Genomic DNA, 14,051 nt, shown 5'->3' with positions numbered 1-14,051 from the left:
GTCGCCGAATTGTCACAATCCGTCGCAGAATTTGTAACTCTGCCGATAACCAACCCGGCCATCCCATCAAATCTCACCAAATGTCACGTTAATATCGCGGGTTTCCTCGGATGGGATTGCAGTCGACAAATTAACTAATCCACTCCGAAACAAGTATTTCCATAGGTGAATGCCATCCGTTGCCCGGCAGTTGAATGGGTCAACAACATGGTCCCGAATTCAACTATTATTCGTTAGTCAACATTAACATCGCATTACGCAACCCGCATCCTCATGCCGATCAAGCTATCGTTCCGCCAGCTGTCGCTGGTTGCCTTCCTGCTCATTGCCGCGCTGCTCAGTGCGACGTCGGTGCACGCGCTGCTGACGCTGGACCGGCTCGCGCAGCACAGCCGCGAAGCCGGCAACGACGCGATCGCGCTGACGGCCAACGCGCAGCGCCTGGCCGAACGCAGCGTGGCGATGGAACGCAGCGCACGCCAGTTCCTCGTGCTGAACGATCCCGCCTTCCTGGAGCGCTTCGGCGAAGCATGGCGCGATGCGCTAGCGGCGCTGGACGCGATCGCGGCCGCCCTGCCCGGCGCGGAACCGGCGTCGTTCGCGGACTGGCGCCGCAACGGCGAGGCGGCCCGGCAGGCGCTCGACATGCCCCGCGCGCGCAACAACGCGCGCCAGTTGCGGCTCGATGCGGCGCTGGCGCAACTGCCGGCCATCAACGACGAGCTGGCCCACCAGGTGCAGGAAGAGGTGGACCGGCGCAACGCGGCCATCGTCGACGAGCTGGAAGAGCGCCGCAACATCCTGCGCGGACAGGTCGCGCTGTCGATCGCGCTGGCTGCCGTGCTGGCGATCGCGTTCGGCGTATGGCTGGCGCGGCCGCTGCGGCAGATCGAGAGCGCGATCGGCCAGCTGGGCGGCAACCGCTACGACCTGCCGATCGACATCACGGGGCCGGGCGACCTGCGCCGCCTGGGCCGCCACCTGGACTGGCTGCGCCAGCGCCTCGCCGACCTGGAAGCGGACAAGGCGCGCTTCCTGCGCCACATCTCGCACGAGCTGAAGACGCCGCTCGCCGCGCTGGTCGAAGGCGTCGCGCTGCTGGAGGACGAGGTGGCCGGCCCGCTGGTGCCGAAACAGCGCGAGATCGCCGCGATCCTGCGCCAGAACACGGCATCGCTGCAGAACCAGATCGAAGACCTGCTGCGTTACAATGCCGCCAGTTTCGACGCCCAGCACCTGCAGCGCGAAAGCGTCGACGTGGGCGCGCTGCTGCGCCAGGTCGTCGACAGCCAACTGCTGCAATGGCAGGCGAAGAGCCTCGTCGTGATGGTCGAAGGCGCCGCGGCGCCGCTGTGGGCCGATTCCGCGAAGCTGTCGATCGTGGCCAGCAACCTGTTGTCGAACGCCGTCCGCTTCTCGCCCGAGGGCGGCACGGTGCGCTTCCTGCTCGGAGAGGCCAACGGCATGCTGCGGATCGATTGCGTCGACCAGGGCCCCGGTGTGGCGCCAGGCGACGCACAGCGCGTCTTCGAGCCCTTCTACCAGGGCGAACGCCAGCCGCCGGGTGCCCGGCGCGGCAACGGCATCGGCCTGTCGATCGTCCGCGAATATGTGATTGCACACGGCGGCACGCTGCAACTTCTGCCCTCATCGCCAGGGGCCCACTTCCGTATCGAACTGCCCTATGAAAACTGAACCAACCCGTTACCACGCCATGCTGATTGCGCTGTTGCCGGCGCTGCTGCTGGCGGCCTGCGCCCAGCAGCGTCCCGTGCTGGCGCATTACCCGGCGGCGCCGCCGGTGCAGCCGCTGCCGATCCGGGTCGCCCCCGTGGCGCCGCCGGACGAGGTGGCGCCGCTGCTGGCCTACCACCAGTCGCTGCGCAAGATGACGCAGGGCGAGCTGCTGAAGGAGCTTTCGGGCCTGCTGCAGCAGCAGCGCACCGCGAAGATCACACTGCAGATGGGCATGATCCTGATGCTGACGCGCGGCAGCGGCGACCTGGCACGGGCGCAATCGCTGTTCGACAGCGTGACCAGCTCCACCGACCCGGAAGCGGAAGGCGTGCGCGCGTTTGCGCAGCTGCTGTCCAGCCATTGCGCGGAGGCGCGCCGGCTGTCCGACGTGGCCGACCGGCTCGCGTCGCAATTGAAGGAGACCCAGCGCAAGACCGACCAGCTCAATGAAACGCTCGAAGCCCTGAAGGCCATCGAGCGGGGACTGCCGGTGCGGCCGACGAGCGGCGGGTCCGCGGGAGCACGCTGATGGCAGCCGACAAACCCCACCTGCTGCTCGTCGACGACGACGATGACTTGCTGCGCCTGCTGTCGATGCGGCTGACCGCGAACGGCTACCGCGTGACGGCCGTCGGCAGCGCCGATGCCGCGCTGGCGCGGCTGTCGATCGAGCTGCCGGCGCTCGTGATCAGCGACGTGCGGCTGCCGGACCGCGACGGCATGGTGCTGTTCCAGCAGATCCGCAGCCAGTACCCGGCCCTGCCGGTGATCCTGCTGACGGCGCACGGCACGATTCCGGACGCCGTCGAGGCCACCACGCTGGGTGCCTATGCCTACCTGACCAAGCCGTTCGATGCGAAGGTGCTACTGGAGCGGATCGGCCAGGCATTGGCGCTGACGGCGCCGGCCACGGCGCGCAGCGACGGCGACGACGACTGGCGCGCCGAGATCATCAGCCGCAGCCAGGCGATGGCCGAACTGCTGGCGGAAGCGCGCCTGGTGGCGGCATCGGACGCCAGTGTGCTGATCCGCGGCGAAAGCGGCACCGGCAAGGAATTGCTGGCACGGGCGATCCACCGCGCCAGCCGCCGCGCCAGCCGCCCGTTCATCGCCGTCAACTGCGGCGCGATTCCCGAGAACCTGCTGGAGTCGGAACTGTTCGGCCACGTGAAGGGCGCGTACACGGGCGCCGTGACGAGCCGCGAAGGCCTCGTGCAGGCGGCGGACGGCGGCACGCTGTTCCTCGACGAGATCGGCGACATGCCGCTGCTGCTGCAGGTGAAGCTGCTGCGCGTGCTGCAGGAACGCGTGGTGCGCCAGCTCGGCTCGGACGCCGGCCGGCCCGTCGACGTGCGCGTGCTGTCCGCCACCCACCGGGACCTGGACGCCGCGATGCTCGAAGGGCAGTTCCGTGAAGACCTGTATTACCGCCTGAACGTGATCACGCTGACGTTGCCGCCGCTGGCGCAGCGGCGCGAGGACATTGGCCTGCTGGCGACGCGCTTCCTGCAGATGCTGGCCGCGAAATACCAGAAGACCGTCAACGGCTTCGCGCCGGACGCGCTGGAGGCGCTGACGCGCTCCGCCTGGCCCGGCAACGTGCGCCAGCTGTACAACGTGGTCGAACACGTGTGCGCGCTGGCGACGGCGCCGCTGGTGCCCCTGTCGCTGGTGCAGCGCGCGCTGCGCGTGCCGACGCTCGAGGTGCTGAGCTACACGGAAGCGAAGCAGCGCTTCGAGCGCAACTACCTCGTGCAGCTGCTGAAACTCACGGATGGCAACGTCTCCGACGCGGCGCGCCTGGCCGAACGGAACCGCACGGAGTTCTATCGCCTGCTGTCGAAATACGATCTCACGGCATCGCAGTTCCGCGGCGACGGCGGCGCTGTCGCCGACGAGCGACAAGATTAACACCAAGTAAATCAAGCACTTGCGCCAGCCGGGCCGGTACCTGTCGCCACACAGCGACAAAACCGGCCCAATCCTCCCCGCTTTCTGATTCTTGCCGGCAATTTAATCTTGCCGGAAATTCCAAACTGTTGATTTCACACGGCTTTTTAGAGCTGGCACGGCGTTTGCTCATAGGAGGACAACGTCACACGGCGTTCCTTTAACTACGATGGAGATTCAACGATGACGAACACCAAACTGATCGCTTCCCTGCTGGCTGCCGCTGCTCTGACGATGGGCGCTACCGCTTACGCCGAGCCGCAACAGGATGCCGCCATGGCAGGCGCCGCCGCCGCTTCGGGCGACACCGCACTGACCTCGAAGGTCAAGGCTGTCCTGGCCGACCAGAAGCAGATCGGTGTGAGCGCCAACCAGGGCGTCGTGACGCTGACCGGCACGGTGGCGAGCACGGACGAAGGCACCAAGGCGATCCAGGCCGCTTCGGCTGTCGAAGGTGTCAAGGAAGTCAAGAGCGAACTGACCGTCGCATCCAAGTAATCCTGAGCAGGAGTAACCGATTCGGCCCGGATCACCCCGTTCGGGCCACCCCGATTCGGCCCCTGCTGCCGGGGGCCGTACCTTAGTAGTACCGGCAGTAAGTAGCATCTGAGAGTAGCAGAAGTACCTCCCCTTCCCACGGGCGCACGCGAGTGTCGCCCGTCTTTTTTTGTCCGGCGCTTTCCGTACAGGTCGCTCAATACAGGTCGTGCTTCACGGCGTGCGCGTAATGCGCATCCATCTGCGCGACATCCATGCCGCCTACGTCCGCCAGCGCGGAGATCACCTTGCCGACGCTCGGCACCTGCCCCGCTTCGATGCGGCTGCCCGGCTCCCACAACTTCGCGCGATTGGCCGCTTTCCCGCAATGGAACAGCACTTCGTTGACGGTGACGACCGTCGCGGTCTTCGGCGTACGGCCGTTCTCGGCAAGGCTCGCCAGCAGGTTCGGATCGATGCTGATGTCCGCATGGCCGTTGATGCGCATGAACGCGTCGAAGCCGGGAAACAGGAACAGCATGCCCACCCGCGCATCGCCCTGCAGATTGCGCAGCGACGCGATGCGGTTGTTGCCGGGCCAGTCGGCGAAGGCGATCGTCTGCCGGTCCAGCACGTGCACGAAGCCGGGCGGCCCGCCGCGCGGCGACACGTCCAGGTTCACCTCCTTCGCCGTCGCCAGGCAAAAGAACGTGGCGACCTTCAGGTAGGCTTCATGCACGTCGACGAGGTGATCGCGCACGGCCTCGCGGATCATCGGCGCGGCCGGCGCATACAGCGCGTCCAGGTCGGGCGAGCTGGCAGGCGCGTTCACAGCCGCGCTCCAACGAATGCACGCAGTTCCGGGTCGCGCAGTTCGAACACGTCGAACAAACGCAATGCCGCCAGCGCCGGCAACGCATCTTCGATGTCGCGCAGCGCCGCGGCACGCTGGCCCAGCGGCGTGGCCGGATCGCGCAGCGCCAGCGCGTTGGCGAGAAAGGCGCCGACGGTGCCCTTGCGCACCGTGACGCCGTGCAGGTCGACCGTGTCGGTATGGCCGGGGAGGATGTCTTCCGCTCGCATGATGCTCTCCTTGTGATGTGGACGAAGTCACTGTAGCATCCCGATCGATGGCGGCTATAAAGCACAGCTGCCAAGGAATAGCACTTTCATGCCAACTTCTCTCGACGATTTCATCCGCCAGCACGGCTTCGTGGACTGGCCCGACGGTCCGCTGGTGGTCGCGGCGACGGCTCGCGACAACCGCGAACGCGCCTCGCCGCCGCACCGCCATGCACGTGGCCAGTTGTTCGGGTCGACCAGCGGCTTGCTGACCGTCGGCGTCGAGGATGCCGTATGGGTGGTGCCGTCGATCCATGCCGTGTGGCTGCCGCCGCACCAGCAGCATTGGGCGCGCTCGCACGGCACGTTCGAAGGGTGGAGCGTGTATGTCGCCGAGGACGCCTGTAGGGCGTTGCCGCCGTCCGCCTGCACGGTGCGCGTGTCCGGCCTGCTACGCGAGGCGGTGCGGCGGGCGGCCGGGTGGCCGGTGCGGCGCGCCGCCCTGCCGCCGCCGCAGGCACGAATCGCCCAGGTGATCGTCGACGAGATCGCCGGGCTGCAAGCCGAGCCGCTCGGCCTGCCGCTGCCGCGCGACGCGCGCCTGCAGAAGATCGCCGGCGCGCTGGCGGACGATCCCGCCGATCCGCGCGGCATCGACGCATGGGCCGCATGGGCCGGCACCAGCGCCCGCACGCTGAGCCGGCGTTTCGTGACCGAGACGGGGTTTACGTTTTCGGCCTGGCGCCAGCGCGCCCGGCTGCTGAGGGGCCTGGAGATGCTGGCGGCCGGCCTGCCCGTCAACGCGATCGCGCTCGACCTGGGCTACGCGACGGCCAGCGCGTTCATCGGCGTGTTCCGGCAGGCGTTCGGCGTGACGCCGGCGGTGTACCGGCAGCGGCTGGCAGGGAGCGAAGGCGGATGAGCCGGCGCTTGCCCCGGCAGCAGGCGTTGTGCAGCATTGCGTCATCACCAATCCACACCGCCAGGAATACGAGCGCCGGCCGCCGGCCTCCTCAGAAGAACTCGTCCAGCAGCCGGTAGAAGCGGCACCGGTCCGGGTCCAGTGCGATGCCATAGTCGGCCAGGAACACGTCGACCCACTCGTCGCCCAGCTCCTCGGCGATGTCGCGCGTGGCCAGCGCCAGATCCTGCCAGCGGTCGGCCACGCCGAGCCGGCCGCAGTCGATGATGCCGGCCAGCGCGCCGCCCTGCACGATGACGTTCGGCAGGCACGCATCGCCGTGCGTGACGACCAGATCCTCGCGCGCCGGGCGGCGTTCCTCCAGCAGCGCGAACAGCGAGGCCGGGTCCATGCCGGCATGTTCGTCGTCCAGGTCGTCCTCGTCGACGAGCCCCGCCTCCATGCGTGCGCGGGCCCGCGCGATGCGCTGCGCGGCGCCGTGGTCGAACGGACAGCCGGCCGGGTCCAGCGCATGCAGCACACGCAGCGCCTCGGCCAGCACGCGCACCTTGGCGCGCGGCGGCAGGTCCGCCGCCAGCAGGTCGTGGCCCGGCACTTCGCCCAGCAGCAGCCAGTGATGCCCGTCCGCGGTGGCCTCGTCCAGCACGGCGGCACACGCGATGCCGGCGCCGGCCAGCCAGCGCAGCCGCGCCGCCTCGTCTCGCAGTTCGGACAGCGCACTCGCTTCTTCCGTCTTCACGAATAGCGTGGGCCGGCCCGGCGCCTGGAGCCGGTACACGGACGCTTCCGAGCAGCCCGTATCGACGGCCGCGCAGGCATAGCCGGCCAGCCGTTCGCGCCACGCCGCGGGCAACGCAACATCCATCATGCAATCCTCCATTACAAATGAAAAAGGACGGCAGCGCCGTCCTTCGGTGTCGCGAAAAGCGCTGCTTACGCCAGGTTTTCGAGACGGATCTTCGTCACGCTGCCCAGTACCGTCGGCAAGCCTTCCATCCGCGCGATCGCGGCCAGCACGTTCTTCTCCTGTGCCTGATGCGTCAGCATGATGATGTCGGCCTGCGTCTCGCCTTCGGCCGGCTCCTTCTGCAGCATCGCATCGATCGAGATGTCCGCATCGGCGAGGATGCGGGTCAGGTCCGCCAGCACGCCCGGCTGGTCGGCCACGCGCATGCGCAGGTAGTAGCTGGTCGTGATCTCGGCCATCGGCAGGATCTCGATGTCGGCCAGTTCGTCCGGCTGGAACGCCAGGTGCGGCACGCGGTGTTCCGGATCGGCCGTGGCCAGGCGCGTGATGTCGACGAGGTCGGCGATGACGGCCGACGCGGTCGGCTCGGCGCCGGCGCCCTTGCCGTAGTAGAGGGTGGCGCCGATCGCGTCGCCCTGCACCAGCACGGCATTCATCGCGCCTTCCACGTTGGCGATCAGGCGCTTGGCCGGGATCAGCGTCGGGTGCACGCGCAGCTCGATGCCTTCCACGCCGTTCACCCTGGCGCGCTTGGCGATGCCCAGCAGCTTGATGCGATAGCCCAGCTGCTCGGCGTACTTGATGTCGATGGCGGCCAGCTTCGTGATGCCTTCCACGTGCGCCTTGGCGAACTGCACGGGGATGCCGAATGCGATGGCGGACAGGATCGTGGCCTTGTGCGCCGCGTCCACGCCTTCGATATCGAAGGTGGGATCCGCTTCCGCGTAGCCCAGCGCCTGCGCTTCCTTCAGCACCGTGTCGAAGTCCAGGCCCTTGTCGCGCATCTCGGACAGGATGAAGTTCGTGGTGCCGTTGATGATCCCCGCCAGCCACTGCACGCGGTTGGCCGTCAGGCCTTCGCGCAGCGCCTTGATGATCGGGATGCCGCCGGCGACGGCGGCTTCGAACGCCACCATCACGCCCTTGTCCTGGGCGGCCTTGAAGATCTCGTTGCCGTGCACCGCGAGCAGTGCCTTGTTGGCGGTGACGACGTGCTTGCCGTTCGCGATCGCCTGCATCACCAGTTCGCGTGCCGTGTCGTAACCGCCGATCAGTTCGACGACGATGTCGATCGCCGGATCGTTGACGATCTCGAACGGGTCGGCCACGACGCGCACTTCGCCGTTGGTGCGCTGTTTCGCGCGCTCGAGGTTGCGGGCCGACACGGCCACCACCTCGATGCCGCGGCCGGCGCGGCGGCGGATCTCTTCCTGGTTGCGTTTCAGGACGTCGAAGGTACCGCCTCCGACATTGCCCACTCCGAGCAATCCTACTTTTATCGATTTCATGTTTCAGCGTCAGTAACGGGCGCGCGGCGTTGCCGCACACCGGGTTGATCGGTCAGCCGTGTCCTCAGTTGTGTCCATGGCGGCGGCGGTAGCTTTCGAAGAAGCGCGCGATGCGCCCGAAAGCTTCCGTCATGTCGTCCGTGTTGGGCAGGAACACGACACGGAAGTGGTCCGGCGCGATCCAGTTGAAGCCCGTTCCCTGGACGATCAGGACCTTCGTTTCGGCCAGCAGGTCGTAGGCGAACTGCTGGTCGTCCGCGATCGGATAGATCTTCGGGTCGAGGCGGGGGAACATGTACAGTGCCGCCTTCGGTTTCACCACGCTGACACCGGGGATCTCGGTGAGCAGCTGGTACGCGAGGTCGCGCTGCTTCAGCAGCCGCCCGCCGGGGCCGACCAGATCCTGTATGCTCTGGTAGCCGCCGAGCGCAGTCTGGATGGCAAACTGGCCCGGTGCATTGGCGCAAAGGCGCATCGACGCGAGCATGTTCAGCCCCTCGATGTAGTCCTTCGCATGTCGTTTTTCGCCCGAGACGACCATCCAGCCGGCCCGGTAGCCGCATGCGCGGTAGTTCTTCGACAGGCCGTTGAACGTCACGCACAGCACGTCGTCGCACAGCGAGGCGAGCGACGTGTGCTGCGCGCCGTCGTACAGCACCTTGTCGTAGATTTCGTCGGCGTAGATGATCAGCTGATGCTGGCGCGCCAGCTCGATGATCGAGAGCAGCACCTCGTCCGGATACAGCGCGCCGGTGGGGTTGTTCGGGTTGATGACGACGATCGCGCGCGTGTTCGGCGTGATCTTCTTCTTCATGTCCTCGATGTCCGGGTACCAGTCCTGGCGCTCGTCGCAGATGTAGTGCACGGGGCGCCCGCCGGACAGGCTGACGGCCGCCGTCCACAGCGGATAATCCGGGGCCGGCACCAGCACTTCGTCGCCGTTGTTGAGCAGCGCGTTCATCGCCATCACGATCAGCTCGGAGGCGCCGTTGCCCAGGTAGATATCGTCGATCGTCACGCCGGCGATGTTCTTTTCCTGCGTGTAGTGCATCACCGCCTTGCGCGGCGCGAACATGCCTTTCGAATCCGTGTAGCCTGCCGCGTTCGGCAACTGCACCTTCATGTCCTGCACGATCTCGTCGGGCGGATCGAAGCCGAACAGGGCCAGGTTGCCAATGTTCAGCTTGGTAATCTTGTGGCCCTCTTCCTCCATCTGCCGGGCCTTTTCCGGCACGGGACCACGGATTTCATAACAGACTTCTGCCAGCTTGTTCGATTTCTGAATCGGTCGCAAAATCAATCCCCGGACGTATTTACTGCGCGCATTTGCTGCATTGCGAAAATAACCCATTCTGCCGAATAAAGATCGTTTAGGCAACCGATGGCGGGCGCGTTGGCCTGCCTTCTGCTCAAAACGGTACAATAGGACCTGTTCGCGACCAGATACGAGCGATATCCATGAAGCTCCACTCCAGCAATACCCAGCAATACCAGACCGTGACCGGTTACTTCGACGGCGGCATCGAGATCAATGCGCAGCCCTACGACTACAGCCTGGTGGTGCTGCCCGAGCAGCCGCCGCAGCCGTGGCCCGTGGCGTCGTTCGAGAGCCTGACCGTCGAGCACTTCGAAACGCTGCTGGCGGAAACGCCGGACGTCGTCATCCTCGGCACCGGCGAGCGCCAGCGCTTCGTGCACCCGCGCCTGTCCGCGCCGCTGACGGCGCGCCGCATCGGCGTCGAGTGCATGGACACGAACGCGGCCTGCCGCACCTACAACATCCTGATGGGCGAAGGGCGCAAGGCGCTGCTCGCGCTCATCGTGGAAAAATAATCACTTGTTTCAGCTCATCCTGACCCCATATCGGATGGGCATCTTGCCCGCTTCGTACCCAGTCGATCAAGGCAATCACCAACGCTTCCAGGAGTATCCAGAGTGTCCGACACCCCGAACACCGCCCCGCTGCCCGATTTTTCCGCGCCGATGACGAGCGGCCACACGTTCACGCTGTCCGGCCGTCCGGCCAGGTCGACGGTGCTGTTCTTCTACCCGAAGGACAACACGCCCGGCTGCACGACGGAAAACATGGCATTCCGCGACCTGCACGACCAGTTCAAGGCGGCCGGCGCGGAAGTGTATGGCGTGAGCCGCGATTCGCTGCGCTCGCACGAAGGATTCAAGGCCAAGCTGGGCTTGCCGTTCGAGCTGATCTCCGACCCGGACGAGGCGGTGTGCCAGGCGTTCGGCGTGATGAAGATGAAGAAGATGTATGGCAAGGAAGTCCGCGGTGTCGAGCGCAGCACGTTTGTGATTGACGCTGACGGCCGGTTGGTGAAAGAATGGCGTGGCGTGAAGGTACCCGGTCACGTCGATGAAGTGCTGGAATTTGTAGCGCGCCGGGGCTAGGCACTGTGCCCGGCGCGTCGCCGATTCCGGTTTATAAAACTTACCGCGCAACATACCGCGCAACATACCGCGATTGCGACAGCGTAGATTTTGAGTCAACAGCGTTCTCCTCTCCTCACTGCTCACCCGCTATCCGGGCAGGTTCCTGCCCTCTTGGCATCCGCCGCATTTACCACTGCGTTTCCATTGTCACCATGGCCCGTGCCGGCCATGGCGTACCTTTTTAAGACGAGATCCTGATGCCACTGCCAAAACTGCCTACCAAGCCGGCCACGCTGCTGCTGGCGAAAGATTATCCGAAGGCCAGCGGCGCCAATCCGGTGCCGTTCCCGGAACATGACACGGCACCTTCGAAGAAAACCGCACGCGCAGCCAAATCGGTGGCCGTGCTCGAACCGGTCGCCCCGCCCGTGATGGCCGAGCCGCTGCCGCCCGTGCCGAAGAAGGCCGCCGCGAAGAAGGGTGCCGCGAAGACCGCCGCGCCCGTCGAGATGCCGGTCGCCGCAGCCGCCCCCGTCGAGGCGAAAGCGCCGCGCGCGAAGGTCACGCCGATCAAGGCCGAGGCTCCCCATCCGGCCAAGCACAAGCCGGTCGAAGTCAACATCAAGTCGTCGACGAGCCGCCATGCGGACCAGATCGGCGGCACGAAGCTGTTCGTGCTCGACACGAACGTGCTGATGCACGACCCGACGTCGCTGTTCCGCTTCGAGGAACACGATGTGTACCTGCCGATGATGACCCTGGAAGAGCTGGACAACCACAAGAAGGGCATGTCCGAAGTGGCGCGCAATGCGCGGCAGGTATCGCGCACGCTCGACGCGCTGGTCGCCAACACGGACGACGACGCGATCGAACAAGGCATCCCGCTCGCGAAGCTGGGCAACAAGGATGCAAAGGGCCGCCTGTACTTCCAGACGCGCCTGCAGATCGCCGATCTGCCGGAAGGCCTGCCGCAAGGGAAGGCGGACAACCAGATCCTGGCCGTCGTCCGTTCGCTGGAAGCGGAGCAGCCGGGCCGCGCCGTCGTGCTGGTGTCGAAGGACATCAATATGCGCATCAAGGCGCGCGCGCTGGGCCTGCCCGCCGAGGACTACTTCAACGACCACGTGCTGGAAGACACGGACCTGCTGTACTCCGGCATCGTGCAGCTGCCGGACGACTTCTGGACCAAGCACGGCAAGGACATGGAGAGCTGGTCCGAGAGCAAGAACGGCTACAGCACCACGTACTACCGCGTGACGGGGCCGTTCGTGCCGTCGCTGCTGGTGAACCAGTTCGTGTACCTGGAACCGAACAACGGCGAGGCGTCGTTCTACGGCCAGGTCAAGCAGATCAACGGCAAGACGGCCGTGATCCGCGTGCTGCGCGACTACAGCCACAGCAAGAACAACGTGTGGGGCGTGACCGCCCGCAACCGCGAGCAGAACTTCGCGCTCAACCTGCTGATGGATCCGGAATGCGACTTCGTCACGTTGCTGGGCCAGGCCGGTACCGGCAAGACCCTGCTGGCACTGGCTTCCGGCCTGGCGCAGGTGCTGGAGACGAAGCTGTACAACGAGATCATCGTCACGCGCGTGACGGTGCCGGTCGGCGAGGACATCGGCTTCCTGCCGGGTACCGAGGAAGAGAAGATGGGCCCGTGGATGGGCGCGTTCGACGACAACCTCGAAGTGCTGAACAAGTCCGACAACGACGCCGGCGAATGGGGCCGCGCCGCGACGCAGGACCTGATCCGCTCGCGCATTAAGATCAAGTCGCTGAACTTCATGCGCGGCCGCACGTTCGTCAACAAGTTCCTGATCATCGACGAGGCGCAGAACCTGACGCCGAAGCAGATGAAGACGCTGGTGACGCGCGCCGGCCCCGGTACGAAGATCCTCTGCCTCGGCAACATCGCGCAGATCGACACGCCGTACCTGACGGAAGGCTCGAGCGGCCTGACGTACGTCGTCGACCGATTCAAGGGCTGGTCCCACAGCGGTCACGTGACCCTGGCCCGCGGCGAACGCTCCCGCCTCGCCGACCACGCCAGCGACGTGCTGTAAGCCCCACCGCTCCCCGCTAAACCCCGCCCGCGCAAGCCGGCGGGGTTTTTTATTGCCGCCCGAAGGTGGCATATCCACCACAAACCCGGATGGGGACTGTCCCTCGTTTTTGGCAACGAACTGAATGACCGTCGGCCGCCTCGCTTGCTTGAAAGGGTTTTTATGGCGCCTCTTTCGGACAGCCGAATTTTCCGGGGTTTGTTTCCAAAAACGAGGGACAGTCCCCGAATTTTGGAAACTATTTCCCTGACTTCAACCAGGCGCGCAGGCCGTGCGTCAGCACGAGCGGGAACACGCTTGCGTGGTCTTCGTCGGCGAAGACTTTCACGCGCGTCGTGAGGCCGGGGTAGCGGTGCGACGCGAGCGCCTGGTCGAATTCGCGCAGGTCGGCGACCATGTCGGCTTCCTCCTCCGCGCGGGAGCGCTTGCGGCCCCGGGCCAGCGTCTCGCGTGCGCCGATGCCGAAGAAGACGGACGCCGGCAAGTCCTTGTGCGCGGCCGCGTAGTCACGTTCGCGGTCGAACATCACGCCGCGGTCGAACCACAGCGACGGGCTGCCGAGGATGTAGTGCTGGAAAGCGTCCGGCCGCGTGAACAGGATCTCCAGGCCGAGCAAGCCGCCATACGAATGGCCGACGAAGATCTTGCGGCGCATGTCGGCACGGTAGTTCGCGGCGACCAGCGCAAACACGTCGCCCGTCACGAACCGGGCATAGGCGGCGGCTTCTCCGGAGACCAATGCCCGGCCCAAAGGATCCTGCTTGCGAGCGCTGCCGCGCGGCACAGTCGGCGTGTAGTCGCGCGTGCGGCTGTAGACGGGCGAGTCGCCGCGCGAGTACGACAGGGCCACGACAATGACTTCCTCCATGCGTGCATGCTTGTGCAGCCGCTGCGCGATATTGCGCGTGACGGCGAAGCCATAGTCGGCATCGACCACGAACACGACCGGGTAGCGTCGCGTCGAGTCGCGGTAAGAGTCCGGCAGCGCGACGAATACCTGGTAATCGCGCTTCAGCGCGGCGGCGTGGATGTCGCGCACCTCGGTATTCGTCAGTTCGTAGGTGGGCGGTGCCGCGTTCGCGTTGGTGGCGAGGCAGCACAGCAGCAGCAAGGTTCGCAGCGCATTCAATCGTCAATCTCCTGTCAATGGTGAAGCGCCCGATTCTGCCGCCTGCCACACCGTTTGCGGACCCGCG

Annotated in this window: 14 protein-coding genes; 8 read left to right on the top strand and 6 right to left on the bottom strand. The window is 65.9% G+C overall.

Features of this window, described 5'->3' with window-relative positions:
• The first annotated feature begins 273 nt into the window (after positions 1-273).
• From IP92_RS13685 to IP92_RS13670, 4 genes are all read left to right on the top strand, one after another.
• On the top strand, positions 274-1,695 hold the full coding sequence (locus IP92_RS13685; protein ID WP_145875683.1) for a HAMP domain-containing sensor histidine kinase: 1,422 nt from the start codon (positions 274-276) through the stop codon (positions 1,693-1,695).
• Positions 1,685-2,266, top strand: a complete 582-nt coding sequence (locus tag IP92_RS13680; protein ID WP_229418758.1) for a hypothetical protein — start codon at positions 1,685-1,687, stop codon at positions 2,264-2,266. The genes IP92_RS13685 and IP92_RS13680 overlap by 11 nt, the downstream gene beginning before the upstream one ends.
• The gene (locus IP92_RS13675; protein WP_145875682.1) at positions 2,266-3,648 is read left to right on the top strand and encodes a sigma 54-interacting transcriptional regulator; all 1,383 of its coding nucleotides are present in this window, start codon (positions 2,266-2,268) and stop codon (positions 3,646-3,648) included. The genes IP92_RS13680 and IP92_RS13675 overlap by 1 nt, the downstream gene beginning before the upstream one ends.
• A 222-nt stretch (positions 3,649-3,870) precedes the next feature.
• On the top strand, positions 3,871-4,185 hold the full coding sequence (locus tag IP92_RS13670) for a BON domain-containing protein (RefSeq protein ID WP_145875680.1): 315 nt from the start codon (positions 3,871-3,873) through the stop codon (positions 4,183-4,185).
• Between the two features lie 196 nt (positions 4,186-4,381).
• Here IP92_RS13670 and IP92_RS13665 read toward each other — a convergent pair whose 3' ends face one another.
• Entirely contained in the window at positions 4,382-4,996 is a 615-nt protein-coding gene (locus IP92_RS13665; protein WP_260071102.1) for an MSMEG_1061 family FMN-dependent PPOX-type flavoprotein, read from the bottom strand.
• The gene (locus IP92_RS13660; RefSeq protein WP_145875678.1) at positions 4,993-5,247 is read right to left on the bottom strand and encodes a hypothetical protein; all 255 of its coding nucleotides are present in this window, start codon (positions 5,245-5,247) and stop codon (positions 4,993-4,995) included. Before IP92_RS13660 ends, IP92_RS13665 begins: the two co-directional genes overlap by 4 nt.
• A gap of 88 nt (positions 5,248-5,335) precedes the next feature.
• Here IP92_RS13660 and IP92_RS13655 point away from each other — a divergent pair, with 88 nt between their 5' ends.
• Positions 5,336-6,148 (top strand): AraC family transcriptional regulator, encoded by an 813-nt coding sequence (locus tag IP92_RS13655; protein ID WP_145875676.1) that lies wholly within the window; start codon positions 5,336-5,338, stop codon positions 6,146-6,148.
• A 91-nt stretch (positions 6,149-6,239) separates the two neighbouring features.
• On the opposite strand, the gene IP92_RS13650 is transcribed toward IP92_RS13655, so the two are convergent.
• From IP92_RS13650 to IP92_RS13640, 3 genes are all read right to left on the bottom strand, one after another.
• Positions 6,240-7,016 (bottom strand): APH(3')-II family aminoglycoside O-phosphotransferase, encoded by a 777-nt coding sequence (locus IP92_RS13650; protein ID WP_229418757.1) that lies wholly within the window; start codon positions 7,014-7,016, stop codon positions 6,240-6,242.
• Positions 7,017-7,081: 65 nt separating this feature from the next.
• Complete coding sequence (locus IP92_RS13645) at positions 7,082-8,404, bottom strand: homoserine dehydrogenase (protein ID WP_145875675.1); 1,323 nt, start codon at positions 8,402-8,404, stop codon at positions 7,082-7,084.
• A gap of 64 nt (positions 8,405-8,468) precedes the next feature.
• Positions 8,469-9,698, bottom strand: a complete 1,230-nt coding sequence (locus tag IP92_RS13640; RefSeq protein WP_145875674.1) for a pyridoxal phosphate-dependent aminotransferase — start codon at positions 9,696-9,698, stop codon at positions 8,469-8,471.
• 164 nt (positions 9,699-9,862) lie between these two features.
• Between IP92_RS13640 and IP92_RS13635 the strand changes: the two genes are divergently transcribed.
• From IP92_RS13635 to IP92_RS13625, 3 genes are all read left to right on the top strand, one after another.
• Positions 9,863-10,237, top strand: a complete 375-nt coding sequence (locus tag IP92_RS13635) for an Mth938-like domain-containing protein (protein WP_145875673.1) — start codon at positions 9,863-9,865, stop codon at positions 10,235-10,237.
• Between the two features lie 129 nt (positions 10,238-10,366).
• Positions 10,367-10,810, top strand: coding sequence for a peroxiredoxin (locus IP92_RS13630; RefSeq protein WP_145875944.1), 444 nt, complete (start codon positions 10,367-10,369; stop codon positions 10,808-10,810).
• A gap of 239 nt (positions 10,811-11,049) precedes the next feature.
• Positions 11,050-12,855, top strand: coding sequence for a PhoH family protein (locus IP92_RS13625; protein WP_145875672.1), 1,806 nt, complete (start codon positions 11,050-11,052; stop codon positions 12,853-12,855).
• Between the two features lie 238 nt (positions 12,856-13,093).
• On the opposite strand, the gene IP92_RS13620 is transcribed toward IP92_RS13625, so the two are convergent.
• Entirely contained in the window at positions 13,094-13,984 is an 891-nt protein-coding gene (locus tag IP92_RS13620; protein ID WP_145875671.1) for an alpha/beta hydrolase, read from the bottom strand.
• Between the last annotated feature and the right edge of the window lie 67 nt (positions 13,985-14,051).

The organism is Pseudoduganella flava (assembly GCF_007830495.1).
GTDB lineage: Bacteria > Pseudomonadota > Gammaproteobacteria > Burkholderiales > Burkholderiaceae_D > Rugamonas > Rugamonas flava.
The sequence above is the reverse complement of the archived record's forward strand: the minus strand, read 5'-3'. Positions and strand labels throughout refer to the sequence as shown.